This window comes from Sphingopyxis yananensis, assembly GCF_020687785.1.
In the GTDB taxonomy this organism is placed as follows: Bacteria; Pseudomonadota; Alphaproteobacteria; order Sphingomonadales; family Sphingomonadaceae; genus Sphingopyxis; species Sphingopyxis yananensis.
The window spans coordinates 823509-850504 of sequence record NZ_JAJEWI010000005.1 but is presented as its reverse complement, the minus strand read 5'-3'; the positions used below and the strand labels follow the sequence as shown (position 1 = coordinate 850504).

The window sequence follows — 26996 nt, the reverse complement described above, 5'->3', positions numbered from 1 at the left end:
GACCTTCGCTTGTCAGACCAGCAACGACCATCGCACAATGCTGCGATCGCCGCCCATAATGTGACGCTGACGCTGGGCAGCGACAAGGCCCCTGTGGAAATTTTACGCGGCGTGGACTTAACCGTCGCCTCCGGCACATCGGTGGCGCTGCTTGGCCCATCGGGCAGCGGGAAAAGCAGCCTGATGGCCGTCCTCGCGGGTCTTGAACGCGCCACATCGGGCGACGTCATGGTCGCCGGCCTCGACTTCACCCGCATGAACGAAGATGATCTGGCCCGCGCGCGGCGTGGCCGCATTGGAATTGTACTGCAAGCCTTTCACCTGCTGCCCACCATGACCGCGCTGGAAAATGTCGCCGTCCCGTTGGAATTGGCCGCCATCCCCAATCCTTTTGACAAGGCACGGGCGGAATTACAGGCTGTCGGCCTTGGCCACCGCCTGTCGCACTATCCTGCCCAGCTTTCTGGCGGCGAACAACAAAGGGTGGCAATTGCGCGCGCCATGGCCGCATCACCCGATATTATTTTTGCTGACGAACCCACCGGCAATTTGGACACCCAAACGGGCCACAGCATCATCGATCTGATCTTTTCCCGCCGCGCGGCTTTGGGTTCCACCTTGCTGATCATCACCCATGATCCGGCCTTGGCCCAATTGTGCGACCGCATCTTGGTGATGCACGATGGGCAAATTTCCGAACAAGCCCCCAACCATCTTGGTGCCCAATGACGGCACAGCCCGTATCTCCCTCCACCCCTTTGCCCAACACGCGCGCTAGCCTTGGCGCATGTTGGCGCATCGCGCGGCGCGATTTGTCGGTCCGCCTGCGCGGTCTGCGTTTGTTGGCGATTTGCTTATTCTTGGGCGTCGCCACATTGGCCGCCATCGGGAGCCTAACCAGCAGCATCACCGCCGAACTAGACCATCGCGGCCAAGCCATTTTGGGCGGCGATATCGAAGTGGACCTGCCCCAGCGCCCCGCCAGCTCTGCCGAATGGGCCGATTTTCAATCCTTGGGCACCGCTTCGGCCACCATCCGTATGCGCGCCATGGCCCATGCACAGAGCACCACCGACATATCCACCGCGCCACCCCCTATTTTGGCGGAACTCAAGGCCGTCGACAGCCGCTATCCCCTATATGGTCATTTTCGCCTGACCAGCGGCGAACGGCGCGGCCCACCGCCCAGCGGCCACATTTGGATCGGCAGCGACCTTGCCGACCGGCTGCACTTATCCACAGGACAAACCGTTAAATTTGGTGAGAAAATCTTTCAAATCGACGGGATTATCGCCGACGAACCGGACCGTCTGGGCGAAGGGTTCACGATCGGTCCCGTCGCCATTATCGGCATGGACGACCTGCCCGCCACCCAGCTCCTTCAACCAGGCAGCCTCTATTCGGCCAAATATCGCATTCGCCTTGCACAGGGCACCAGCCCCGCCGACGCCCGTTCGCAGCTGAATGCCCAACACCCCGACGCCGGTTGGGACATTAAGGATAGCAGCAACGGCGCCCCCGGCACCCGCCGCTTCATTGAACGCATGGGACAATTTCTGTCGCTCGTCGGCCTGTCGGCACTGGTCATTGCGGGCATTGGTGTTGGCAATGGCGTCGCCAGCTATTTAACCGGCAAACGTCCAGCCTTGGCGACGTTCAAAATCTTGGGCGCGGACAGCGGCACAGTGGCCCGCATCTATGCCTTGCAAATCATGGCCATCGCTGCCGCCGCTATTGCATTGGGTTTAGTTGTCGGGGCGGCTGCCCCCATCGCCATAGCGCACATCGCGGGCGACATATTGCCCATTCAGCCGAATTTCGCCCTGCATCCATTGCCGCTTATCATCAGCGCCGCTTATGGATTGCTGATTGCGCTGGCTTTCGCCCTGCCACCGCTGGCGGCTGCCCGCCGCGTTCCGGCGGCAGGCCTATACCGCGCCGCCGTCTCGGGCAGCCAGCAACACGGCCGCCGCACCGCCTTAGGGGTCGCGCTATCCTTTGGCGCCATCATCATTTTGGCGGTCGGCACCGCGCGCGAACCGCTCTTTGCGCTGGTCTTTGTTGGGGCCGCCGCCGCGCTACTGATCCTGCTGCTCGGCCTTGGACAGCTGATTCAGCGCCTATCGGCCCGCTTGCCCACACCGCGTCAGCCCTTGCTGCGTCTGGCGCTTGCCAATCTCCATCGCCCCGGCTCCAGCACCGCCGCCTTGGTCGTCGCCTTGGGTTTGGGGCTGACCTTATTCGTCACCTTGGCCGCCATCCAAACCAGCATCACCGCCGAAATCCGCAGCACGGTTCCGGAACGCGCGCCCAGTTTCTTTGTGCTGGATATCCCGCGTGATCAGGCCGATGCGTTTCGCACCCAAATCCGCTCCGCCGACCCACAGGCTGATATCAACCTCATCCCCGCGCTTCGCGGCAGCATCACCGAATTTGCCGGCAAGCGTGTTGCGGACCTTGACACCCTGCCGCCCGACGCATGGGTGCTGCGCGGTGATCGCGGCCTCACCTACAGCGCCGCCATTCCTGCGGGCAGCGAAATCACCAAGGGCCAATGGTGGCCGGAAAATTACGCGGGCCCGCCCTTGGTCAGTCTGGATGAAAAAGCCGCCAAAACCCTTAATCTGTCGATTGGCGACAGCATCAGCGTCAATATTTTGGGCATAGAAGTTCAGGCCCGCATTGCGTCGTTCCGCACTGTGCATTGGGATAATTTCGGGCTCAACTATGCCATGGTCTTTTCCCCCGGCACCTTTGACGCCGCGCCGCACAATATGATTGCCACCGTCGCGGTCAATGATCAGGCCGAAGGGCTTTTGGCGCGCAACCTGCCTACCCGCTTCCCCTCTGCCTCGCTCATTCAGGTACGCGATGTTATCGGGCAAGTCAGCCAAATCCTCACGCAAATGAGCGGGGCCATCGCCGCTGCCGCCAGCATGGCCATTTTCGCAGGCATAGCGGTGTTGGTCGGCGCGGTCGCCGCCAGCCGCGAAAAACGGGTCTATGACAGCGTGATCCTGAAATTACTGGGGGCCACCCGCGCCCAGATTTTGGGCGCACAGGCGTTGGAATATGGCGCACTCGCCAGCATTTTGGCGCTCATCTCTCTGGCGATTGGCTTGTCAGCGGCGGCCTATGTGGTGACACAGATTTTTGAATTTGCGTTCCGCCCTGACCCGCTGTGGGTCGCCATCACGCTGCTCGGCGGGGCCAGTCTGGCCTTTCTGATCGGCGTGGCGGGCAGCCTGCCCGTGCTGGCCGCCAAACCGGCACAGGCGCTGCGCAACCTATAGGGGCATCCCGCTAAATGAGGATCATGCCCCTAAATGGCGGCCCATCACAAAGCGCGAACAACCGCCGAAACCGCTGCCACACCCAGTACCACCGCAACCATCGCCTGCCACACAGGCGGTGCGACGCGGCCAAAATGGCGTGCGCCCAACTTGTTGCCCAGCCACATCGGGACGAACAGCATCAGCGCCAAGACAAATAAACGCGGCGTCACAATCCCCAGCCACAGCGCCGCCAATGTTCCCGAAATGGCCGTCAGAAAAAATATCGTCAGCATCGACGCGCGCGCCACCACCGGATCGACATTGCGGCGCAGGTAAAATGGCACAACCGGCGGCCCCGGCATGGCGGCAAAGCCCGTCAATATGCCCGACGCCGCTCCTGTCCCCAGCACCGCCCAGCGGCTGGGCGCATGACCCGCCGCCTTTTTGGGTAATAATACCGCTACAAAGGCCGCCACGGCCGATGCGGTAATCAGCAATCGCGCCACATCCGTTGGGGTTTGCGCCAGCACCCACATGCCCAGCGGGGTCAACGCCATCGCCGTCACCCCAATGGGAATGGCGCTGGCCTTGTCGGCGGTTGCCACCGTGTGCCGCAGGCCGACCGGACCAATCAGCAATTGCAGCAAAATACCCAGCACCACCGCTTCTTCGGGCGGCACCAGCAACCCCAACAGCGGCACCAAAATAATCGCCATGCCAAAACCCGTCAGGCCGCGCACATAAGCGGCCCCAAAGGTCATCGCCGCCGCCGCCGCGACGGTCAGCGGGCTGAATTCATTCAAACCCGCTGCGATCATCATGCTCCGCGCAGGTCCGGTGCCTTGGCTTCGGCTTGCAACATCGCAATCGCTTCGTCCAAGCTCATCATGCGCTGGCCTTCTTGGCCCAAGGTCCGGATCGCCACCGTGCCTTCCTCGGCTTCGCGTTTACCCACGACCAACAAATGCGGAACCTTGGCAAGGCTATGTTCGCGCACCTTATAATTGATCTTTTCGTTGCGCAGGTCGCATTCCACGCGAATGCCCGCCGCTTGCAATTTGGCGGTCGCTTCCTTGGCATAATCATCGGCGTCCGACACAATGGTCGCCACCACCGTCTGCACAGGGGCCAGCCACGTCGGGAAACGGCCCGCAAAATGCTCGATCAAAATGCCGATAAAGCGTTCATAGCTGCCAAAGATCGCGCGGTGCAGCATGACGGGGCGGTGGCGCGCACCATCTTCGCCAATATAGCTGGCGTCCAGACGTTCGGGCAGCACGCGGTCGGACTGAATGGTGCCCACCTGCCATGTCCGGCCAATGGCATCGGTCAAATGCCATTCCAGCTTGGGCGCATAAAAGGCGCCTTCGCCGGGCAATTCTTCCCAGCCATATTCCGGCGTCGCAAGACCCGCTTCGGTCACCGCATTGCGCAGCTCATTTTCGGCCATGTCCCACATCTCTTCGGTGCCGAAACGCTTTTCAGGGCGCAGCGCCAATTTGATGGAGTAAGTAAAGCCAAATTCCTTATAAATCCGGTCGGCCAGTTCACAAAAAGCGCGCACTTCCGACACAATCTGGTCTTCGCGGCAGAAAATATGCGCGTCATCCTGCGTGAACTGGCGCACGCGCATCAAACCATGCAGCGCACCATGCGGTTCATTGCGGTGGCAGCAACCATTTTCATAAATACGCAGCGGCAGGTCGCGATAAGACTTAATCCCTTGGCGGAAAATCAGCACGTGCGCGGGGCAGTTCATCGGCTTCAGCGCCATCCAATCGGCGTCATTGCTGATGATCGGACCGTCATCGTCGACATTGGGCACTTCGTCAGGGATCACGAACATATTTTCGCGATATTTGCCCCAGTGGCCCGATTGTTCCCACTGGCGCGCATCCATCACCTGCGGTGTCTTCACTTCCTTATAGCCCGCTGCGTCAATGGCGCGGCGCATATAAGCTTCCAACTCGCGCCAAATCACAAAGCCATTGGGGTGCCAAAACACGCTGCCATGGGCTTCTTGCTGCAAATGGAACAAGTCCATTTCTTGGCCCAATTTCCGGTGGTCGCGCTTGGCCGCTTCTTCCAACCGCATCATATGCGCGTTTAATTGCTTTTTATTCAGCCAGCCCGTGCCATAAATGCGCGACAATTGCGCATTTTTCTGGTCACCGCGCCAATAAGCACCCGACACGCGGGTCAGCTTAAACGCGGCGGGGTCCAGCTTGCCGGTCGATGCCAAATGCGGCCCACGGCACATGTCCATCCATTCGTCACCGGACCAATAGACGCTGATTTCATCGCCTTCGGGCAATTCCGCCGCCCATTCGGCCTTAAACGTCTCACCATCCGCCTGCCAGCGCGCGATCAGGTCATTGCGATCCCACACTTCGCGGCGCAGCGGCTTGTTCGCAGCAATGATGCGGCGCATTTCTTCTTCAATGGCGGGCAATTCTTCGTCGCGGAACGGACCATGGTCGGCGGTCGGCGCAAAGTCATAATAAAAACCATCAGCGGTCGACGGACCAAAGGTGATCTGCGTACCGGGGAACAGATTTTGCACGGCTTCGGCCAAAATATGCGCAAAGTCATGCCGCGCCAATTCCAGCGCCTCTTCTTCGTCCTTGCTGGTCACCAGTGCCAATTGCACATCGGCCTCCAGCGGACGCATGATATCGCTCAGCTCGCCGTCAATTTTGGCGGCAATGGCCGCTTTTGCCAAGCCGGGGCCAATGTCCGCCGCGATTTGCGCGGGGGTAGTCCCGCGTGCGACTTCACGGGCAGAGCCATCGGGAAGGGTGACGCGGATCAAATCAGACATTGGGAATGCAGCCTTTCTGGCAATATGCTATGCAAAATATAACAGCGCCCCTTTGCCAGCGCACGCGTTTCGCGGCAAGCATTGATACAGTTATCACGCTTCGACGCTGGCTATTTTTTCCAAAAAACTGCCCGCCGTCATCGCCGCCCATCAAGCCCGCCATCAAATTGCCCCCCGCACAGCCCCGCCGCTATCATTTCCTTGCACGCCCCCGTCCCCGCTGACATCATCACCGCCGCAAAACACAATCTCAGGATAATGAGCGACAAGATGATTCAGGATGAAAGCATGGACAGCGCCGATTTGGGCGTGCATTTTCTGGACCGCACCGACCGCCCGCGCCTCGCCTATCGCAGCACAGCGGGCACACGCCCGACCTTGGTTTTCCTGCCGGGCTATATGTCCGACATGACGGGCAGCAAGGCGACCGCCCTTTTCGATTGGGCGGTCCAGCATGGCCATGGCTGCTTGCTGCTCGACTATGCAGGCTGCGGGCAATCGGGCGGCCAATTCGCCGATCAAACATTGGTCGATTGGCGCGGCGACGTCATCGACCTTATCGACGCCCGCGCCGATGGTCCGTTAATCTTGGTCGGCTCCTCGATGGGCGGCTGGCTGATGCTCCTTGTCGCTTTGGAATTGCTGCGCCGCGACGGGCCAGACCGCATCGGTGGCTTGGCCGGCATAGCCGCGGCCCCCGATTTCACGCACTGGGGGTTCAGCGACAGTGAAAAGGCGATCATTCACGCCGAAGGCTTGCTGTCCGAAGACACGCCCTATGACGATCAACCCTATGTTACCACGCGCGCCTTTCTTCAGTCCGGCGATGCCAATCTGCTGTTGAATGCACCCATCCCGCTGGATTGCCCCGTTCATTTGCTACACGGCCAAAATGACGAAGATGTGCCCAGCGACATCAGCCTGCGCCTCGCCGCCGCGCTGACCAGCCAAGATGTGGAGATCAGCCTGATCAAGGGCGGCGACCATCGCCTGTCGCGCGACAGCGACATTGGCTTGCTAATCAACAGCGTCGATCGCCTCATTCAAAAAATCTAAACTCTCTCATTTCCCAAGGATCATCATGGCACGCAGCGATTTTCGTTTCTTCACCACCACCCGCGTTCGCTACGCTGAAATTGACGGACAAAAGGTTGTTTTCAACAGCCGCTATTTGGAATATTTTGACATTGGCGTAACCGAATATTGGCGCGCCACGGGGGTCCACGCCCTCTATCCCGACCATGAAGGCCCAGAATTCCATGTGGCGCGCAGCGAAATCAATTATCGCGCGCCCATTTTATTTGACGAAGAAATCGACATTTGCGTCCGCGCCCAACGCGTGGGGCGCACCTCGCTGGTCCTTGCCTTTGAAATCCATGGCGCAGGCCGCGATGATTTGCGGGCAGACGGCGTGTTGATCGACGTGCATGTCGCCGAAGCCCAAGGCGCACCAACAGCCGTGCCGGACAGCCTCGTTACCCTATTCGAACAATTTGAAGGCCGCGCGCTTCGCGGCTAAAGGAATGTCATGACACAATTTCTGCACACCATGGTTCGGGTCAGCGACCCCGACGCCACCGTTCGTTTCTTCAACCTATTGGGCCTCCAAGAAACGCGCCGTTTTGACAGCGAAGCTGGCCGCTTCACCCTCATCTATCTGGCGTGCCTCGGCGAAACGGCCGAGGTTGAACTAACCTATAATTGGCCACCCACCGACGGCAGCCCTGCCGAAACTTATACGGGCGGGCGTAATTTCGGGCATCTCGCCTTTCAGGTCAGCGACATTTACGCCACCTGCCAGACGTTGATGGACAATGGCATCACCATCAACCGCCCCCCCCGCGACGGACATATGGCGTTCATTAAAACACCGGACGGCATTTCCATCGAATTGCTACAAGACGGCCAACTAGCCCCCGCCGAACCTTGGGCATCCATGGAAAATATCGGCAGCTGGTAACAAGCGATTTCATATCATAAAATCGAGGCGCCATTTTTGAGCGCCTCTTTTTTTATATAATTTTTTGATACTCGAACATTTTTACTGCCATCTTGAAAGCATATAATATTGTTACCGGTATAGTTAAGAAAAACGACTTTTGTTAACCATTGTTTCACCATATAGTGAACATAACCATTCATAATTATGATTTAACATTGGGGAATATTCGTTGTCTGCCGATAAAAATTCTGGAAAAAAAGGTGTTTCCAGTCCCCAAGAAAGCACAGCCCTCAGTCAATCTAACGGATTGGCCAATCTATTAAAATCAATCGGCGTTTCCATTGCCTTCACATCCTATCAATCCCATATTTTATATCTCCTAGGCGTTAAGGATGGCGGCGGATGCCATATCCACCAATCATCCATTCATCGACCCATGGGTTTATTTGCCAATCAAGGCGAGTTTTACCTCGCCTCTGGCTATCAAATCAGTCATTTTGCCAATAATTTGACAAATGGTCAGCGTGCCAATCAGATATTCACCGGTTGTTACGTCGCCCGCACGGTCCACAATATTGGCTCTGTCGACGCACATGACATTGGCATAGACCGCAATGGTCAGATCATCTTCGTCAACACACGCTATAATTGCCTTGCTACCATCGATCCGCGTCACAGCTTTCGCGAGATCTGGCGACCATCCTTTATCAGCGCCTTGGTCGCCGAAGACCGCTGTCACCTCAATGGTTTGGCCATGGATAATGGCGAAGCCGCTTATGTGACCGCCGTCAGCCGTTCCGACACCATCGATGGCTGGCGCGATCGTCGCCATGGTGGCGGTATTATTATCGATGTGCGCACCAACCAGATTATTTGCGATGGCCTATCAATGCCCCACTCGCCCCGTATGCATCAAGGCGAATTGTGGGTCTTGAACAGCGGCACGGGCGAATTGGGCGTCGTTGAGGGGGCATCCACCGGCAAAGGCCGCTTTGTCCCGCGCGTCTTTTGCCCCGGCTTTACGCGTGGCCTTGCCATGCGCGGCAAATATGCCTTCGTTGGCCTGTCGCGCCCGCGCTATCAACGTTTCGAAGGTTTACCGCTGGATCAACGCTTGCTCGACACGGACAGCGAGCCTTGGACCGGCATTCAAATCATCGATCTATCCACAGGAAGCTGCGTCGACTGGCTGCGAATGGATGGGCCGGTCGCCGAAATTTACGATGTCGCCTTGTTGGATGATCAATGCGCCATGGCGGTGACGGGCGACAGCCCTGACATCAAATCACTGGTGACGATCGCTCCGCAAAACGCGCCCACAGACCGGCGGCAAATCATCGCCGCATAGCCAGAATCTTTCAATTTTACACTGGTCCGTGCGCCAAAGGCCGCGCGCCATGTGTCAATGTTTCAATAGATATATGTCATATCTATTTTTCGAGGGGATGAGTTTATGAGTATAACAAAATCCATCGTCACGGGCAGCCGCCCGGCGGCGATTCGGGGTGGCCGCCTTCGCAAACGCGGCAACCAAGTTGTCAGCTTCGCACCGCATTTCGCGGACCTTCTATCCGGCGCGTCGCGCGTCGCCTTGGGCGGCGTCCTGATCCTGACCGGCGTAGCCGCTCTTGCCCCGACCAGTGCCATGGCCGCCCCGTGCGCGTCGGACCCCGACGTCATAACCTTGTGCAGCGGCCCCGCCAGTCCAACCGGCGATGACGCACCATATAATATCACAGTGTCGCAACCAGGCACCAGTATTGAAACCGCCGAGGGTTTTGGCGTTGATTCCAGCAACGACTATTCGGGTCCTGCGATCAGCCTGTCCGCCACCGACGATGCCGATATTCTATTCACCGACGATAATCAAAGCACGATCACCGGCTATAGCGCAGGCATTTATGCTACAAATTATGGCTCAGGCGACACCAGCATCAGCGTCAGCGGCGCCGTCACCGGCACAGAAAGCGGCAGCTTCGGGATAAGCATTTATGGTCCGGGCAGCGGCAACGCCAGCATCACGACCACCGCAACCAGTGCCATCACGGCGGGTTCCAATGCCGTGGACGTGTTCAAGTTGGCCGACGGTGACATCACCATCGACACGGCTGGCACGATCAGCACCCAGAATGGCACTTCAGTTGCCGCCTATTCCGGCGGATCTGGCGACATCACCATCACCAACAGCGCATCGCTGAGCGGTGGCGGCGTTGGAATTTCTGCCTTAAAAGGCAGCCACGCAGATTTGGGCACTGGCGGTGACATCACCATCACCAACAGCGGCACCATCGATTCCGATTTCGGCATCGAAGCCATACATTATGGCACTGGCGACATCACCCTCACCACGACAGCCGATAGCGAAATTACCGGCAAATATAATGGCATCAACGCATGGCATTATGGCGAAGGCGACATCACCGTTACCACCGCTGGCACCATCACCAGCACCGACGACGATGCGATTAACGCGTGGAGCGATGGCGCAGGCGACATCAGCGTCAACAACAGCGCGACTTTGGATGCTGCGGATCATGGCATCGTCGCGTTCATCGACGCCCCCGACGATGCCGAAGGCAATGTCACCGTCACCAACAGCGGCGACATCTTCAGCAGCAATGTTGGTATCGCTGGCCTCAGCACCGCCAACGGCACGGTCAGCATCACCAACACGGCGGACATCGAAAGCCGCAACGAAGCCATTCGCGCATGGCATGTTGGCGCAGGCGATATCGTCGTCGACAACAGCGGCGATCTGACCAGCGATAATAGCTTTGGCATCTCGACCTTTACGGACGACGCGGGCAATATCACCGTCACCAACAGCAATTTGATCGAAGCCCAAACCGGCATCAACGCCATCCACAATGGCACCGGCACGCTGACGGTCACGACCGAGGACGATAGCGTCATCAATGCGGCCGTGTCCGATCCCGAACTCGGCACTGGCGGCAATGGCGTCAACGCATGGCATTATGGCGACGGCGATGTGGTGGTCACCACCTCTGGTTCCATCACCAGCGAAGACGATGACGCGATCAACGCCTACACCAACGGCACGGGCAACATCAGCGTCACCAACAACGCTGTTTTGAATGCCGCCGACTATGGCATCATTGCGTTCAACAACGCCGCCGACGGCACAGCTGGCAACATCACCATCACCAACAACGGCGCGATCACCAGCGGCAATGTTGGTATCGCTGGCCTCAGCACCGCAGATGGCAATGTCACCATCACCAACACGGCGGATATCGAAAGCCAAAATGAGTCCATCCGTGCATGGCATGTGGGCGCAGGCGATATCACCGTCACCAACAGCGGCGATCTGACCAGCACCGACGATTTCGGCATCTCTGCCTTCACCGACGCTAGCGGCAATATCACCAGCACCAACAGCGGCGAAATCAATGCTGACATCGGCATGCACGCCCAGCATGATGCAGACGGCCTGAACAGCCAAACCAACAATGGCACGATCAACGCCGTGGTTGGCATCAACAGCGTCGCAACCGGCACAGCCGACATCGTCGCCGCCAACGGTGTCGACGGCATCATCAACTCGTCGCAAACCAGCATTTTTGCGTCGCATAGCAATGCTGGCAACATCACCATCAGCAATGCTGGCACGGTGAACAACACCAGCGACCTGAATGATCTGGCCAACGCAAATCAGGATCGTCATGCCCTCTATGCACTGCACACGGGCACAGGCGACATCAGCATCAGCAACAGCGGTACGGTCAATGCCCTGCTGACACCCAACAGCGACATCAATGTCTATGGCTACTCCCATGGCATTATCGCGGATCATCAGGGCAGCGGCAACATCCTGATCGACAACAGCGGCACGATCAATGCGGCTTATGACGGCATCGCCGCCGATCACATCGGTGACGGCGATATCACCATCACCAACAGCGGCACGATCAACGCCGAAGATGATGGCATTTTCGCGACCCACGAAGGCAATTACCTGACGGCGGACGAAAGCGCGACGATCAGCATCACCAATGATGCAGCGATTAACGCTGGCGGCGACGGCATCGTCGCTATTGTTAGCAACAACAGCTACACGCCCAATTACGTCAATGTCGACATCACCAACAACGGCACGATCACTTCGGACAACGAATCCATTAACGTGGATATCCGTGGTGACTATTCCTACGGCGATGTCACCGTGATCAACACGGGCACGATTACCAGCACCGACGATGATGCGATCATCGTGGAACATGACGGTGTTGGCGACGTTACCGTCAACAACAGCGGCACGATCAATGCCTATTTTGACGCAATCGACCTCGATCATGACAACCTTGGCAATCTCATCGTCATCACGCAGGCCAGTTCGGTCCTGAACGCCGAAGACAATGGCATCGAGGCTAATCACAGCGGCGACGGCGATATCGAGATCACGAACGCCGGCAAAATTTATGCGGATTACAACGGCATTGATGCCGATCACTCCGGCGATGGCAAAATCGATATCACCAATAGCGGCACCATCAATGCCAACTACAACGGCATTAATGCTTATCACGACGGCTATGGTGCTATTGATATTATCAATACGGGAACCATTAATGCGGATTACAACGGCATTGACGCCTATCACGATGGCCTAGGTTCCATCAACGTCACCAATGGTGGCACGATCACCGCCGAAAACAATGGCATCATCGGTTTCCACGAAGGTGAAGGTGATATCAACATCACCACCACCGCGACGTCGATCATCAATGGCGCAGAGGCCGCTATCGCTGCCGAGCATGAAGGCTTTGGTAACATCACCATCACCAACGCTGCGGGGGCCAAGCTCAATAATGTGGACGTGGGTATCGCGACGCGCCACGAGGGTGAAGGCGACATCACCGTCACCAACAATGGTGCGTTGAATGCCAGCCGCGTCGGCATCGGGGCAATCCACGAAGGTGAAGGCAATATCGCCATCACCAACAATGCAGCGATCACTGGCGCATCCCAGGGTGGCATCTATGCCCTCCATTTGGGCGAAGGTGACGTGACGATCACCAACACCGGTAATGTATCCGGCGGGAACGGGGCACTCGCCGCGCTGGCCGAGCAAGGCAACATCGTCATCACCAACAGCGGAACGCTGGCGAACAGCTCGGGCAATAGCGCGGATGCAGCCATTATCGCTGTGACCGATCAACGCAATGGCCCCAACACGGTCAGCATCACCAACAGTGGGACGATCACCGGCACCATCACGACCGGATTTACGGGCAGCGAGTATGACGAGATCCTCGAGCAATATGTCTCCGTAGAGATCAGCGGCAACGACACGCTGACCAATGACGGCACGTGGAACACCGCAGGCGGCACCAACGACTTCAATGGTGGCGACGACATTGTCATTAACAATGGTACGGTACGCGGCGCCAATGCCAGCTTCGTTGGTCTGGAAAACTTCACCAACAATGGCACACTGACGCTGGCCAACAATGTTGCGGGTGACACGCTGACCACCGACGGCAATATGTCCTTCGGCGAAGACAGCAAACTGATCGTTGATATTGGTGGTAACAACATCGACCAAGTCATCGCAGACGGCGACATCATCCTCGATGGCGCAGAATTGGAACTGGTCGGCGCTGGCGCACGTGCAACAGCCGCTCGCTACACCATCCTGTCCGCCAACAATATCGACGGCCAATTCGCCGCCGATAATGTGCAAGACACCGCTTTCCTTGATCTGGAACTCGACTACGCCGATCCAACACGCGTAGACTTGACCATCACCAAGGTCGTGGATTTTGCCGATGTTGCGCAAACCCCGAACCAATTGGCCGTTGCCGAAACGCTCGATCCATTGGCTGCGGGCAATGCCTTGATCGACGAGCTTCTGTATCTGCCCAGCGCAGACGCAGCACGTACAGCCTTTGATCAATTGTCCGGCGAAGTGCATGCAACCCAGCACACCGCCATGGCTGACGACAGCCGCTTGCCGCGCAATGCGGTATTGAACCGTCTGCAAAACCAAGACGGTTCGACCATTTGGGGCGAGCTGTTCTTTGGCACCGGCGATCTGGATCAAGCCAAGCACCGCAACACGGGTTCGTCCAAGCGCGATGCATGGGGCTTCATTCTGGGTGCAGACGCCGCCATCAGCGACAATGTCGTGGTGGGTCTTGCTGGTTCGTTGATCAAGCATGAAAGCGACAATCAACTGCGCAGCACGCTGACCAACAGCGAAATCGAAACCGCCCATCTGCTGGCTTATGTCGGCGCAGAATCGGGCAAGGCTCGCTTCAAGCTGGGCGCTGGCTATGCATGGGGTGATGTCACCACCGCACGCACCGTCAACTTCGGCCGCTTCACAGACCGTCTGACGGCGGACTATGATGCCAAGATGTTCCAAGCCTTTGCGGAATTGGGTTACCGCCTGCCACTGGGCGGTGGTTATGTCGAACCGATGGCCAATGTCATCTATATCGACACCACCACCGATGCCTTCACCGAAAATGGCGGCCTTGCGGCCCTCAGCGCTGAAAAGCGTTCGGAAAACACCACCTTGTCGACGCTGGGTGCGCGTTTCTCGACGCCGCAAGCTGGCATCTTCTCGCTGAACGGCATGGTCGGTTGGCAGCATGGCTTTGGCAAATTGACGCCAAACAGCGTCATGAGCTTCGCCAGCTATGCCGGCTCCGACAGCTTCACCATCGCTGGTGCGCCGCAATCGCGCGACGCAGCCGTGATGCAAGTCGAAGCCAAGCTGGACGCCGGTTCGGGCATGTCGGTTGGCCTTGGCTATGACGGCATTTTGGGCACGGCTGGTCATGACCATGCCGCCAAAATCTCGGTGCGTATGAAGTTCTGATCACCGCGTCAGGGCGCGGATATTTCTGCGCCCTGATGATATTTTCTCGGCAAGGGAAATCCCCTGCCTCTCGTTAAGGCGGTCATGGCATGCAGCCGTGGCCGCCTTTTCCTTACGCCTATTTCCTGCCATCATCCCCCTTCCATCTTGGCCGCAAACACCCCATATTTTGCGGACCCCTTCAAGGCCCAGCGCCCCTTATTCCGTTATGGAGTATAAGGCGCATAATGGCCCACCGCGCGGAGACACAGATGACGACCCCCAAAACGACCACTGGCCTCGAAATCCTCCGCCTTCCGGTGCTCAGCGACAATTATGTCTGGCTGGTCCATGACCCCGCCAGCCAAGCCACGATGGTCGTGGACCCAGCGGTCAGCGAACCTGTTTTGGCGGCGGCCAGCGAACGCGGCTGGACCATCACCGACATTTGGAACACCCATTGGCACCCAGACCATACGGGCGGCAATGCCGACATCAGGGCCGCCACGGGCTGCACCATCACCGGCCCCGCCACGGAATCCGAACGCATCCCCACACTCGACCGCTTGGTGCGCGGCGGCGACACCGTCATGCTGGGCAGCCATGCCGCCACGGTGTGGGACGTGCCCGCTCATACAGCGGGGCACATCGCCTTTCACTTTGCGGATGATCAGGTGATTTTCGTGGGCGACACTTTGTTCGCCATGGGCTGTGGCCGCTTATTCGAAGGCACGCCTGCGCAAATGTTCAACAATATGCAGCGTTTCGCCGCGTTGGACGACGCCACCCGCGTCTATTGCGCCCATGAATATACGCTATCCAATGCGCGCTTTGCCGTCACCGTGGAACCGGACAACCCAGCACTGCGTCAACGCCTATTGGATGTCGAGGCGGCGCGCGCCGCAAACCAAGCCACCATCCCCACCGACATTGGCCTCGAACGCGCCACCAACCCATTTTTCCGCGCGGCCAGCGCCGACGAACTGGCCCGCATACGCGCCCTCAAGGATTCAGCATGATCAAACAGCGCCTCTCCCCCCTCGCGCTTGGCACAGCGGCCCTATCCGCCGCTCTCTTGGCCGGATGCACCCCCCCCACAACATCACTGGACGATGCCGCGCCCTTCACCCCCAAACAATTGCGACTGGTGGAACGGGAATTGGGCGGCAAGGTCGCGGGCGAACCGCAAAAATGCCTGCCATCCTCCCGCAACTTTGACACCATCCGCGTCAGCGACACGATGCTGATTTACCGCGCCAGCGGCAAATTGGTCTATCGTAACGATCTGCGCGGGTCATGCCCCGGCTTGGCGCGCGACAGCGATGTCATGGTCGTCCGCCAATTTGGGTCGCAAAGCTGCGCGGGCGACTTTTTCCATCTGGTTGACCGCAGCAGCGGCATTCGTGGCCCCACTTGCATCTTAGGCGAGTTTACACCCTATCGCCGTCCAGACGAAAAAGGCTCCTAACCCCTTTAGGCCAACAGCCTTTTTCGAGCGCCCGAACCTAGCCTAACCAAACCTAGCTGCGATACATGCCCTGAATCTTGTCGCCATAAACGTCGCGCAGCACATGCCGCCGAATTTTCAACGACGGCGTCATTTGCTCATTTTCAATCGTAAAGGCTTCATCCGCCAAATCGAATTTCCGCACCTTTTCGATCACCGACAATTGTCCGTTCACACGGTCCACCGCATCGCGCAGCGCGGCACGAAAACTCTCATGCTCGCGCAGCAATTTCACATCGCGGGGCAAGCCATGCTCTTCGGCCCATTCTGCCGCCCATTCGGGGTCCGGCACCAAAATGCCCACCAAATAGGGCCGCTTATCGCCCGACACCATCGCCTGCATAATTTCCGGCTGCAACGTCAACATCCCCTCCACCCGTTGGGGGGAAACATTGTCGCCCTTGTCATTGACAATCAGGTCCTTTTTGCGGTCCGTAATCAAGATACGGCCCTTGTCGTCAATATGACCAATATCGCCCGTATACAGCCACGGCCCCTTGTCCGGTTCCGCAGGGTCGACCACCAAGGTGCGCGCTGTCTCCCCCTCATTGTGCCAATATCCACGCATCACCAATTCGCCGCGCACCAAAATCTCGCCATCCTCGGCAATTTTGACCTCGGTATTCATCAACGGCGGGCCGACCGTATCCATTTTAATACCCGCCTTGGGGCGGTTGCACGCAATGATCGGCCCCGCCTCTGTCTGGCCATAGCCTTGCAGCAAGGTCAAACCGATGGAATGGAAAAACACGCCCACTTCGGGGTTCAGCGGCGCGCCGCCCGACACCAGCGCCTTTAACCGCCCGCCAAAGCGCGCCTGAATTTTCGGACGGAACAGCTTGTCCAACAGCAAATCCACGGGCCGGTCCAACAGCCCCAACCCATGATGATAATCTTTTTCGCCCAATTTCAAGGCTTGGCCCAACATCCAATTGGCCATTTTGCCTTGTTTCTCGACCGATTTAATCATCCGCTGACGGATCACTTCAAACAAGCGCGGCACCACCACCATCACCGTCGGCTTGGTTTCTTCAATGTTGGAAACCAGCTTTTCCAACCCCTCGCTATAATAGATTTGGGCCCCGACCATGATCGGCAAAAACTGCCCCGCACTATGTTCATAAGCATGGCTCAGCGGCAAAAAGGACAGAAAGGCTTCATCCTCATGCAGGCCAAAATCATTGACCAACACCTCTGCCGCGCCCGCAATATTGTGCAAAATCGCGCCATGATGCTGTTCCACGCCGCGCGGGGCCCCGCCCGTCCCGCTGGTATAGATTAAACAGGCCAAATCCCCGCGCCCAACATTGGCCATAAACGCCTCCGTCTCCGCGCGATAATCCGCTTCGTCGTCCAACAAATCGGCCCAATTATAAATCGCCACATCGCCTTGCTGGCCAAAGCGCAAAGCCTCCATCGAAATCACCAATTTGGCATTGGACCGCATGACGGCGGGCATCAGGCTACGGGCCAATTTCGCAGTGGACACAATCACCGCGCGCGCGCCGCTATTGTCCAAAATATGCTGATGGTCGCGTTCGGTGTTGGTCGTATAGGTCGGCACGGTGATGCACCCCGCCGCCATAATCGCCAGATCCGCGATACACCATTCGGGCCGATTTTCGCTAACCAAGACAACACGGTCCCCCCGCCGCAGGCCCATGTTGCGCAATTTATGGGACAGGGTCGCCACTTGCTGCGCCACCTCATCCCAGCTTTGCGACACCCAAATCCGGTCCTGCTTATGCCATAAAAATGGGGCATTCCCGCCGCGCCTTGCACGGTCGAAAAACATCGCGACCAAATTGTCGAAACGCTGCAAATGGGGGTTTTCTATTTTCATCCCGCGCTCCCAATATCTTCCCAAATTCCGGTTTTGTGCCCGCCTTGCGGCTGGGTTCCCCCCAGTCCGCCGCCCGCTCTGCCGCGATTATCGTCGCCAGCACTATATGCGCTTCTAACAAGCTAGCAACCGAACAACCCATCACCCTTGCGGCGGCGAACCATCGACCGATGCACTGCCCGGACCACGCGGGTCCGCCGCACCAACCCAGCCCGCGCGCGTCTGTTCCACCGCATTCAACTTGGACGGCAAAGCCGATGGCGTAAAAGCATAGCCAAAGGGGGCCATATCCGCCGCAATCCGGCGGCCATCCTCATTATCCTCAATCAACACGCCATCTTTGTTGAAAAAGATATTGGGCAAAGCAATGGCATCCTGCGCCGACAAATCCCAATCCAGCACGCCGATCAAGGTTTTGGTGACATGCATGATGATGCGCCGCCCCCCTGCCGAACCGACGGCCAATATCACCTTGCCATCCGGCCCATAAACAATGGTCGGCGCCATGGACGACAAAGGCCGTTTGCCCGCTTCAATCCGGTTGGCTGATGGTGCCCCATCTTTGGTCGGCGACAGGTCAAAATCCGTCATTTCATTGTTCAGAAAATATCCATTGGCCATCAATTGGCTACCAAAAATACTTTCCACCGTCGACGTCATGCTGGCAACATTGCCTTGGTGATCGACCACCGCAAAATGGGTCGTCCCTTGTTCCTGCACCGGCCCAGACGGCGACCGCGCCTCGGCCCCCGGCGGCGTGCCGGGCTGATAATCGCCCTTACGAACATAAGGCGAAATCAACCCCGCACGCCCCGCCAAATAGGACTTGTCCAGCAACCCACGCACCGGCACATTCACAAAGGCCGCATCGCCCATATATAAATCACGGTCGGCATAGGCCAATTGCATCGCCTCGGCCAGCAAGTGCCAGCTCATGGCATTATCCTTGCCCATCGCCTTCAGATTATACCCTTCCAGCATGGTCAAAATGCCGAACACCGTCGTCGCGCCGGACGATGGTGGCCCCATGCCGCACAGCTTATAAACACGGTAAGTGGTACAAAGTGCTGGCTGCTGCTTGGCCTGATAGGATGCTAAATCTGCGGCAGTCAGCTCGGCGGGGTTGCGCGGCGCATGGGCCACGGCGCGCGAAATGGCCGCGGCATTGTCGCCGCGATAAAAAGCATCCGGCCCCTCTGCCGCCAATTTGCGCAAAAAGGCCGCATAGGCTGGATTTTTCAAGATGGTGCCGACCGGTGCAGGCTTGCCATCCACATGATAAAGGGCACGGGCATCCGGAAAGTCGGCCCAATTTTTATCGAACCGCACCAACCAGTCATGCAGCACAGGGGTCACTTCAAAACCACCTTCCGCCAATTTTATGGCGGGGGCCAGCAATTGCGACCAGCGCAGCGTGCCCCAATTTTTATGCGCCATTTCCATCAAGCGTATATTGCCGGGCACCCCGACCGACAATCCACCGGGCACAATATCCATAAAGGGGCGCGGTTTGCCATCCTCGCCCAAAAACCGGTCTGGCTTGGCCGCAGCAGGCGCGGTTTCGCGCCCATCAATGGTCGAAATCCCTTTGCCCTGCTGATGATAGACCAAAAAGCCGCCGCCGCCGATGCCGCTCGATTGCGGCTCGACCAGCGTCAACACCGCCACCATCGCCGCTGCCGCGTCCGCCGCGCTGCCGCCTTCCTGTAATATCTGCCGCCCCGCCTCGGATGCACGGGGATCGGCAGAGGATGCCACCGCCTGTGCCATCGCAAGGGTCGGCAGGCTGGCGCAAAGCAGCGCCGAAATCGCAAAGAGTCGCTTCATCATCGACCAACTGTGGCGCGCCATTCCCACCGGCGCAAGCCATATAGGCGCGCTCGCACAGCCGTGACAGCGCGCCCGCACGGGCTGGACGACGCCCCTAGTCCTTCAACAGCGCCTCCCTCAGGCCTTGCTACCCACCGCGTCCGCAATATTGGCAAAGCCATGCTGCTTCGCCCGATATTCCAATCCCTTGGCAATGCGATGGGCCAAGGCAGGCCCTTCATAAACCATGGCGCTATATATCTGGATCAGGCTGGCACCGGCACAAATCCGGTCCCACGCATGGTCCGCATGGGCAATGCCGCCCGCCGCAATCAACGGAATCTCGCCGCCGCTGGCACGGCGAAAATCTTTCAACCGTTGCAACGCCAGGTGACGCAGCGGCGCGCCGCTCAGGCCGCCGCCCTCATTGGCATGGGATGATGCCAAGGCAGGCCGTTCGATGGTGGTGTTGCTGATGATAATCGCCGCCAAATGGCGCGACTGGGCCACGGCGACAATATCCTCGATATCCGCCGGCTCCAAATCCGGCGCAACTTTCAAAAACACTGGCTTGGGGACGGTGCCCGCCACGTCCGCCTGCGCGCCATTCACGGCATCCAGCAATTCTTCCAGCGACGCACGATCCTGCAACGCCCGCAACCCCGGCGTATTGGGGGACGAAATATTGACCGTCAGATAATCCGCCAAATGCGCCATGGCTGCCGTGCCCTTGGCATAATCATCAATGCGGTTGGCGGCGTCTTTATTGGCCCCGATATTGATGCCCAGCGGCACAGCCAAACCCTTGGCGCGCAGCGCGGCGATACGGCCCAGCGCGGCGGCTTGGCCGCCATTGTTAAATCCCATCCGGTTAATCACCGCCTGATCTTCGACCAATCGGAACAAGCGCGGGCGCGGATTCCCCTCCTGCGGCAAGGGGGTCAGCGTGCCGACCTCCACATATCCAAAGCCGAAATGCGGCATCACATGGGCCACGCGCGCATCTTTATCAAAACCGGGGGCCAGACCCACGGGGTTGGGGAAATGCAATCCCGCCACTTTGGTCGCCAACACATCACTGGTCAGCGGCGTTCGCGCAGCAGGGATTTTCTCCAACGCATCCAGCGTCAGATTATGGGCATTTTCGCCATCCATCTTGTGGATCAGCGGGCGGGCCAGCGCATAAGCGCCGTCAACAAGCGAAGCGATCAAGGACATGCGGCGGCATTGCGCCGCCCAGACCGCTATGGCAAGCCTTGATCCTTGGCCCACCCACTGAACGAGATGAGAATTTATGGCGAAACTGTCCCCCACATGCTTGATGCTGACCGTTGGCGCTGCGGCGCTTGCGCTGTCTGCTTGCACCCCTGCCAGCATCAACAACGCAGCGTCGCCCCCAACACCCCCATCATCCGCCCCCGCCGCGCCCCAAGTGACAGCCGCCAACCAAGGTCTTGCGGAATTTTTGGACAAGCTCGACCTCGCGCAATTATCGACCGACCCTCTCTCCAAAACCATGCGCGGCATTCGCGACGCGGATGACGGCAAATGGCCCGACCCCAGCGACGAAGCCGCCGTGGCCCGCCACGCCTTGCAACAAGCCGCCGCCGATGCCGCTGTCCGCACCTTCGCGCCCGACCAATTGAATGAAAATGACCGGCTGACGCTGCAACTATTCACCAGCGAAGCGGCCCGCACGGACCGGCTCTTCCCGTTCCGCAACCATGATTATATTTTTGAACAGATGAATGGCATTCAGGCCCAGGCGCCCGCCTTTTTAATCAACATGCACAGCGTGTCGAACCTTGCGACGGCGCAATCTTATATCAGCCGTCTGGCGGGCTTGGCCGACCTGCTCGATCAACTCTCCGCCCAATCGGCCCAGCGCGCCGCTGCGGGCATCGCACCGCCCAAATGGGTCTATGCCTATGTCCTCTCCGACATCGACAATTTGAACCGCCCCGACAATGCGATCTTACAAGACTTCACCGCCAAGGTGAACGCATTATCCCTGCCCGCCGCGCAAAAAAGCCAATTGCTGGCCCAGGCCAAAGCCGCATGGGACGAAAAAACCTCGCCCGCTTATACGCGCCTACGCGCTGAAATGGTCCGCCAACAAGCCAGCGCATCGACGGATGACGGCATTTGGCGCCTGCCCGATGGTCCGTCCTATTATGCCGCCTTGCTCGCCAGTTACACCTCCACCAACATGAGCGCCGCCGACATCCACGCCCTTGGCCGTGCCGAGGTGGCGCGCATTCATACCGAAATGGAAGCAATCAAAAACAAGGTCGGCTTCACCGGCAGCTTGTCCGAATTTTTCACCCATCTGCGCGATGACCCCAAATATTATCACAATAGCCGCGAAGCCTATCTGGCCGATGTTGACCGCTTCACCCGCGCGATGGAAACCAAGCTTCCCGAATATTTCCACTCGCTGCCCAAGGCCCCCCTGGTGGTCAAACCGGTCGAGGCTTTTCGCGAAAAATCGGCAGGCAAGGCTTTCTACTCCTCCCCCTCACCCGACGGGTCGCGCCCCGGCACTTATTATGTGAACCTTTATAATCTGCGCGACATGTCCAAAACAGAACTCGAAGCACTGGCCTATCATGAAGGCGTTCCGGGGCATCATCTCCAGCGCGCCATTCAAACCGAACTGACCGACCTGCCCGCCTTCCGCCGCTTTGGCGGCTTTACAGCCTATACCGAAGGCTGGGGTCTTTATTCTGAACAATTGGGCAAAGACATGGGCTTCTATACCGATCCCTATAGCGACTTTGGCCGCTTGGCGATGGAGCTATGGCGCGCCTGCCGCTTGGTCGTCGATACGGGCATCCACGACCAAAAATGGACGCGGGAACAGGCCATTGCCTATTTGAAACAAACCACACCCAACCCCGATGGCGATATTGAAAAGGCGGTGGAACGCTACATTGTCTTCCCCGGCCAAGCCACGGCCTATACTATCGGGAAAATCAAAATCGTTCAATTGCGCCGCTATGCCGAACAGGCACTGGGCGACAAATTCGACATCCGCGATTTCCACGAAAGCATTTTACGCTCTGGCCCCGTCACGCTCGACATTTTGGACGACCGCGTAAAACAATGGGTTAGCGCCCAAAAATGAACAACGCGGCCATTTTTCAGTAAATCCACTTGACTCTATAGAATTGCAATAGAAGCTACCCCCTTAAGCGCCACAAAAAGGTGCTTAAGGGGCCGCATGTGAAACAGAAAAAAACTCCATCGGGCAAAAATGCATCCCATGGTGCGGGCAACCAACACAAAGCGTCTGCCGAAAACAATGCCCCCTCTTCCGAAGCACCACCTTTTAGTCTGGAATATTTCGCGCCCGATGCCGACATCGCCGATTATATATCCACTTTTTACATTGCCCGTCTCAACGTCCCGAAATTTGACGAATTTGAACGCGCCGACCGTCCACAGGTCCGCTTCATGTCCCACCCCAACGGCGAATATATTTTCGGCAATGGCGCGACCTTTCCGGCGCCGCGCGTGGCCATTATCGGCCCCACCAGCAGCACCGTTCGCGCTGTGCAGCATGGCCCAACCTTGGTCATGGGCTTTGGCCTGCAACCCGCTGGCTGGGCAGCCTTGGCGGGCGATGATGCCGACAAGTTGACCGACAAGGTGGTGGACGCCAGCAACAGCTTCGGCCCGTGGATCAACCAAGTTGCCGCCGTGCTGGAACAAGAAACGGACGACGCCATGCGCGTGGCCATGGGCCACAATCTGGTCCGCACAATCTTATCGCACGCGGACCGAGCGCCCATGTGGTTCATCCGCACGGTCGATGCATGGCTCACCAGCACCCCCTCGCCCAAAGTATCCGATCTGGTGGCCCAAGCCAAAATGTCGCTTCGTTCCATCGAACGGATGACGAAAATTTATTACGGTCTGCCGCCCAGTATGTTGGCCCGCAAATATCGTGCGGTTCGTGCGGCCTCTTTGCTGGCGCGCGGCGAATCCCTCGAGTCGGGCGACATGGCCGACGCCTTTTATGATCAGTCGCACCTTATTCGGGAAATTAAACATTTCGCGGGGGCCACCCCTGGCCAGCTTCGCAAAACATCCGCTTATATGATGGCGACCACAATGGGCCGAAAATCCTTGCAAGGCGCGGTCCCCCCCATCGTTTCTGAAACATGAGCTTCGTAGTACAAATATTTTAATATATGCGCTTTTGTCGCATTCATGCAATTTTGCACGCCATTCCTCGGGCATAAACAAGCTGCGACCCAGAAGGGCCCGATCTCTCCGGAGTGACGCTCTTCAATCTGGCATCCAAGCTTGTTTCGGCCAGTTTGGGTGCCATTTTTTTGGCCGCCGCATCGCCGCCCTTGCACTCATCACAGGCTGTTTCTATATAAGTGGAGTGATTTACTCCAATTAAGAATCGTTCGCAAGTGCGAATGAGGGAAAAAATGCGACTGTCCAACCTTGCCGATTATGCTGTGGTGCTGATGTGCGCCGCCGCCCGCCAATGCGGGTCGGTGCCGCTGCAAGCGCCCAAATTGGCCGAACAGACGCAAATCCCTGGCCCCACCGTGCAAAAATTGGTCAGCCAATTGGCGCGCGCTGGCTTGTTGGTCGCCTCGCGGGGCAGCGGCGGCGGCGTCCGACTCGCCCGCCCAGCAGCCGCCATCAACCTCGCGGATATTATCGAAGCGATCGAAGGCCCGATCACGCTGACCAGCTGCGTCGAAGAAAGCCGCCAAGATTGCGCCCTGCACAGCAATTGCAAGGTCCAACCCCATTGGCCCGCCGTTAATGGCGCGGTTCGCGGGGCTTTGGCCAATATTAGCGTCGCCAGCCTGATCACACCGGCCACGCCTTCACATGGTGATCCTCATGGGCACAGCCCTCTCTCCCCCTCACCCGTCTCAGCGCCGCTTTCCGGCGATGCAGCGGCAAGGATATAGCTATGACCGATAATCCCGAAACGACCGTCCCCCAAGAAAGTCTCAGGGACCAAGCCGCATGGGATGCGGCAGATCGCGTTGCTGATTATGAGCATGGCTGGTCGGCTGATATCGAACAAGAATTTGCGCCCAAGGGCCTCACCGAAGACACGGTGCGCTTCATCTCGGCCAAGAAAAACGAACCCGAATGGATGCTCGACTGGCGCCTGAAGGCCTTCCGCCTGTGGCAAACGATGGAAATGCCCGACTGGGCCAAGCTCAACATCGCGCCCATCGACTATCAAGACGCTTATTATTACGCCGCGCCCAAGACCAAGCCCAAGCTGGGTAGCTTGGATGAAGTCGATCCCGAAATCTTGGAAGTCTATAAGAAACTCGGCATCCCCATTGAGGAACAAAAGGTGCTGGCCGGCGTCGAGGGTGCGCGCAAAGTCGCGGTCGATGCGGTGTTCGACAGCGTCTCCGTCGCCACCACCTTTCGCGAAGAATTAAAGCGCGCCGGCGTCATCTTCCTCTCCATTTCCGAAGCGATCCGCGAATATCCGGACATGGTGAAAAAATGGCTCGGCAAGGTCGTGCCGATGCAGGATAATTATTTCGCAACGCTCAACTGCGCGGTCTTTTCGGATGGCACCTTTGTTTACATCCCCGAAGGCGTCCGCTGCCCGATGGAACTCAGCACCTATTTCCGCATCAACGCGGAAAATACGGGCCAGTTTGAACGCACGCTGATCGTCGCCGACAAGGGCGCTTATGTATCCTATCTCGAAGGCTGCACGGCCCCGATGCGCGACGAAAACCAACTTCACGCCGCCGTCGTGGAATTGGTCGCGCTGGACGATGCCGAAATCAAATATAGCACCGTGCAAAATTGGTATCCCGGCGATGCAGAGGGCAAGGGCGGCATTTATAATTTCGTGACCAAGCGCGCTTTGTGCCAAGGCAAGCGCAGCAAAGTGTCGTGGACACAGGTCGAAACCGGCAGCGCGGTCACATGGAAATACCCCAGCTGTGTTTTGAACGGTGATGACAGCGTGGGCGAATTTTACTCGGTCGCCGTCACCAACAATCTGCAACAGGCCGACACCGGCACCAAGATGATCCACAATGGCAAGCGCACCCGCTCGACCATCGTGTCCAAGGGCATCAGCGCAGGCCGTTCGAACAACAGCTATCGCGGCATCGTTCGCGTCGCCCCCACCGCCGAGGGTGTGCGGAACTTCACCCAATGCGACAGCTTGCTGCTGGGCGATCAATGCGGCGCGCATACCGTGCCCTATATCGAAGTGCGCAACCCCACCGCCACCGTCGAACATGAAGCGACGACCAGCAAAATCAGCGATGATCAGCTTTTCTACGCCATGCAGCGCGGACTGGATCAGGAACAGGCTGTGGCCTTGATCGTCAATGGCTTTGCTAAAGAAGTGTTACAACAATTGCCTATGGAATTTGCGGTCGAAGCGCAAAAATTATTGGGTATCAGCCTCGAAGGGTCCGTCGGATGACCAAATCTTTCCCGCTCGCCTCTGCGATATTGCTGGCCATCTCCGTCCCAGCCGCAGCGCAAGGCACAGCCCATAAAACCGCTATCCCCTCCAAGGAAATGCCCGCTGAGTTGCGCGGCAATTGGTATGAACCGCTCGACTATGCCGCCCCCGTCTGTACCGACGACGACCCTGGCCTGTTACAAGTCGACGCCAGCGGCTTCACCTTCCCCATGGAATCCAGCCGGTTGGTCAGCATCGTCGAAGACCCGATCGATAGCTATCATCTGTTCTTTTATGAACAGGCGCTCACCGACGGCCCCGTCCTGCCGCGTGCCAATGCCAAGCGCCAGACATGGACCCTCAGTCCTGACGGCGAAAGCCTGAACATCGTGGGGCGGCGCGGCATGACCCTCGATCTGGTGCGTTGCCAGCCCCAAGCCAGCGAAGCCGGTGACGCAAGCGAACCAAACACATCCAGCAAATAACAGCCAGTGCAGCCGACACCCAAGATTTGCGCTGATCCGATTTTACAAAGAGACATCA

19 protein-coding genes are annotated in these 26996 nt (G+C 58.1%); 14 read left to right on the top strand and 5 right to left on the bottom strand.

Annotation, left to right across the window (positions count from 1 at the left end; genetic code table 11):
- Window positions 1-9 precede the first annotated feature (9 nt).
- Both LKO31_RS06515 and LKO31_RS06510 read left to right on the top strand, forming a co-directional pair.
- Window positions 10-729 (top strand): ABC transporter ATP-binding protein, encoded by a 720-nt coding sequence (locus LKO31_RS06515; protein WP_227689394.1) that lies wholly within the window; start codon window positions 10-12, stop codon window positions 727-729.
- A complete protein-coding gene (locus LKO31_RS06510) occupies window positions 726-3293 on the top strand; it encodes an ABC transporter permease (RefSeq protein ID WP_227689392.1) in 2568 nt (855 codons plus the stop codon). Before LKO31_RS06515 ends, LKO31_RS06510 begins: the two co-directional genes overlap by 4 nt.
- 44 nt (window positions 3294-3337) lie before the next feature.
- Here LKO31_RS06510 and LKO31_RS06505 read toward each other — a convergent pair whose 3' ends face one another.
- Window positions 3338-4096 carry a sulfite exporter TauE/SafE family protein gene (locus tag LKO31_RS06505; RefSeq protein ID WP_227689390.1) on the bottom strand — a complete coding sequence of 253 codons (759 nt, stop codon included), beginning with the start codon at window positions 4094-4096 and terminating at the stop codon, window positions 3338-3340.
- Window positions 4093-6096: a threonine--tRNA ligase gene (gene thrS, locus LKO31_RS06500; protein ID WP_227689388.1), complete on the bottom strand. Its 2004-nt coding sequence runs from the start codon at window positions 6094-6096 to the stop codon at window positions 4093-4095. Before thrS ends, LKO31_RS06505 begins: the two co-directional genes overlap by 4 nt.
- Before the next feature lie 288 nt (window positions 6097-6384).
- Here thrS and LKO31_RS06495 point away from each other — a divergent pair, with 288 nt between their 5' ends.
- The 7 genes from LKO31_RS06495 (at window position 6385) to LKO31_RS06465 (ending at window position 16332) form a co-directional block, all read left to right on the top strand.
- Window positions 6385-7152, top strand: coding sequence for an alpha/beta fold hydrolase (locus LKO31_RS06495; RefSeq protein WP_227689610.1), 768 nt, complete (start codon window positions 6385-6387; stop codon window positions 7150-7152).
- A 25-nt stretch (window positions 7153-7177) separates the two neighbouring features.
- On the top strand, window positions 7178-7615 hold the full coding sequence (locus LKO31_RS06490) for an acyl-CoA thioesterase (RefSeq protein ID WP_227689387.1): 438 nt from the start codon (window positions 7178-7180) through the stop codon (window positions 7613-7615).
- Between the two features lie 9 nt (window positions 7616-7624).
- Window positions 7625-8056, top strand: a complete 432-nt coding sequence (locus LKO31_RS06485; protein ID WP_227689385.1) for a VOC family protein — start codon at window positions 7625-7627, stop codon at window positions 8054-8056.
- 211 nt (window positions 8057-8267) lie between these two features.
- Entirely contained in the window at window positions 8268-9386 is a 1119-nt protein-coding gene (locus LKO31_RS06480; protein WP_227689384.1) for a TIGR03032 family protein, read from the top strand.
- Window positions 9387-9491: 105 nt separating this feature from the next.
- On the top strand, window positions 9492-14885 hold the full coding sequence (locus tag LKO31_RS06475) for an autotransporter domain-containing protein (protein WP_227689382.1): 5394 nt from the start codon (window positions 9492-9494) through the stop codon (window positions 14883-14885).
- A gap of 251 nt (window positions 14886-15136) precedes the next feature.
- On the top strand, window positions 15137-15883 hold the full coding sequence (gloB, locus tag LKO31_RS06470; protein WP_227689380.1) for a hydroxyacylglutathione hydrolase: 747 nt from the start codon (window positions 15137-15139) through the stop codon (window positions 15881-15883).
- The gene (locus tag LKO31_RS06465; protein ID WP_227689378.1) at window positions 15880-16332 is read left to right on the top strand and encodes a hypothetical protein; all 453 of its coding nucleotides are present in this window, start codon (window positions 15880-15882) and stop codon (window positions 16330-16332) included. The genes gloB and LKO31_RS06465 overlap by 4 nt, the downstream gene beginning before the upstream one ends.
- A gap of 52 nt (window positions 16333-16384) precedes the next feature.
- Here LKO31_RS06465 and LKO31_RS06460 read toward each other — a convergent pair whose 3' ends face one another.
- The 3 genes from LKO31_RS06460 to LKO31_RS06450 form a co-directional block, all read right to left on the bottom strand.
- The gene (locus LKO31_RS06460) at window positions 16385-18214 is read right to left on the bottom strand and encodes an AMP-dependent synthetase/ligase (RefSeq protein ID WP_227689376.1); all 1830 of its coding nucleotides are present in this window, start codon (window positions 18212-18214) and stop codon (window positions 16385-16387) included.
- 141 nt (window positions 18215-18355) lie between these two features.
- A complete protein-coding gene (ggt, locus tag LKO31_RS06455; RefSeq protein ID WP_227689374.1) occupies window positions 18356-20065 on the bottom strand; it encodes a gamma-glutamyltransferase in 1710 nt (569 codons plus the stop codon).
- A 96-nt stretch (window positions 20066-20161) separates the two neighbouring features.
- Entirely contained in the window at window positions 20162-21241 is a 1080-nt protein-coding gene (locus tag LKO31_RS06450; protein WP_227689372.1) for a quinone-dependent dihydroorotate dehydrogenase, read from the bottom strand.
- A gap of 76 nt (window positions 21242-21317) precedes the next feature.
- Between LKO31_RS06450 and LKO31_RS06445 the strand changes: the two genes are divergently transcribed.
- The 5 genes from LKO31_RS06445 to LKO31_RS06425 all read left to right on the top strand — a co-directional run bounded on the left by LKO31_RS06445 (window position 21318) and on the right by LKO31_RS06425 (window position 26938).
- Window positions 21318-23150 (top strand): DUF885 domain-containing protein, encoded by a 1833-nt coding sequence (locus LKO31_RS06445; protein WP_227689371.1) that lies wholly within the window; start codon window positions 21318-21320, stop codon window positions 23148-23150.
- 98 nt (window positions 23151-23248) lie between these two features.
- Window positions 23249-24193, top strand: coding sequence for a helix-turn-helix domain-containing protein (locus LKO31_RS06440; protein WP_227689369.1), 945 nt, complete (start codon window positions 23249-23251; stop codon window positions 24191-24193).
- Between the two features lie 275 nt (window positions 24194-24468).
- Window positions 24469-24966, top strand: coding sequence for an RrF2 family transcriptional regulator (locus LKO31_RS06435; protein WP_227689367.1), 498 nt, complete (start codon window positions 24469-24471; stop codon window positions 24964-24966).
- Between the two features lie 2 nt (window positions 24967-24968).
- Window positions 24969-26471, top strand: coding sequence for a Fe-S cluster assembly protein SufB (gene sufB, locus LKO31_RS06430; protein ID WP_227689365.1), 1503 nt, complete (start codon window positions 24969-24971; stop codon window positions 26469-26471).
- Window positions 26468-26938 carry a hypothetical protein gene (locus LKO31_RS06425; protein WP_227689363.1) on the top strand — a complete coding sequence of 157 codons (471 nt, stop codon included), beginning with the start codon at window positions 26468-26470 and terminating at the stop codon, window positions 26936-26938. The genes sufB and LKO31_RS06425 overlap by 4 nt, the downstream gene beginning before the upstream one ends.
- Window positions 26939-26996: the final 58 nt, after the last annotated feature.

What these genes read in the sequence shown, in the direction of transcription:
- LKO31_RS06460 (WP_227689376.1), bottom strand. Translation starts at nt 18,214, where the DNA reads ATGAAAATAGAAAACCCCCATTTGCAGCGTTTCGACAATTTGGTCGCG.
- ggt (WP_227689374.1), bottom strand. Translation starts at nt 20,065, where the DNA reads ATGGCGCGCCACAGTTGGTCGATGATGAAGCGACTCTTTGCGATTTCG.
- LKO31_RS06465 (WP_227689378.1), top strand. Translation starts at nt 15,880, where the DNA reads ATGATCAAACAGCGCCTCTCCCCCCTCGCGCTTGGCACAGCGGCCCTA.
- LKO31_RS06485 (WP_227689385.1), top strand. Translation starts at nt 7,625, where the DNA reads ATGACACAATTTCTGCACACCATGGTTCGGGTCAGCGACCCCGACGCC.
- LKO31_RS06435 (WP_227689367.1), top strand. Translation starts at nt 24,469, where the DNA reads ATGCGACTGTCCAACCTTGCCGATTATGCTGTGGTGCTGATGTGCGCC.
- LKO31_RS06475 (WP_227689382.1), top strand. Translation starts at nt 9,492, where the DNA reads ATGAGTATAACAAAATCCATCGTCACGGGCAGCCGCCCGGCGGCGATT.
- LKO31_RS06445 (WP_227689371.1), top strand. Translation starts at nt 21,318, where the DNA reads ATGGCGAAACTGTCCCCCACATGCTTGATGCTGACCGTTGGCGCTGCG.
- LKO31_RS06505 (WP_227689390.1), bottom strand. Translation starts at nt 4,096, where the DNA reads ATGATGATCGCAGCGGGTTTGAATGAATTCAGCCCGCTGACCGTCGCG.
- LKO31_RS06510 (WP_227689392.1), top strand. Translation starts at nt 726, where the DNA reads ATGACGGCACAGCCCGTATCTCCCTCCACCCCTTTGCCCAACACGCGC.
- gloB (WP_227689380.1), top strand. Translation starts at nt 15,137, where the DNA reads ATGACGACCCCCAAAACGACCACTGGCCTCGAAATCCTCCGCCTTCCG.
- thrS (WP_227689388.1), bottom strand. Translation starts at nt 6,096, where the DNA reads ATGTCTGATTTGATCCGCGTCACCCTTCCCGATGGCTCTGCCCGTGAA.
- sufB (WP_227689365.1), top strand. Translation starts at nt 24,969, where the DNA reads ATGACCGATAATCCCGAAACGACCGTCCCCCAAGAAAGTCTCAGGGAC.
- LKO31_RS06490 (WP_227689387.1), top strand. Translation starts at nt 7,178, where the DNA reads ATGGCACGCAGCGATTTTCGTTTCTTCACCACCACCCGCGTTCGCTAC.
- LKO31_RS06450 (WP_227689372.1), bottom strand. Translation starts at nt 21,241, where the DNA reads ATGTCCTTGATCGCTTCGCTTGTTGACGGCGCTTATGCGCTGGCCCGC.
- LKO31_RS06425 (WP_227689363.1), top strand. Translation starts at nt 26,468, where the DNA reads ATGACCAAATCTTTCCCGCTCGCCTCTGCGATATTGCTGGCCATCTCC.
- LKO31_RS06495 (WP_227689610.1), top strand. Translation starts at nt 6,385, where the DNA reads ATGGACAGCGCCGATTTGGGCGTGCATTTTCTGGACCGCACCGACCGC.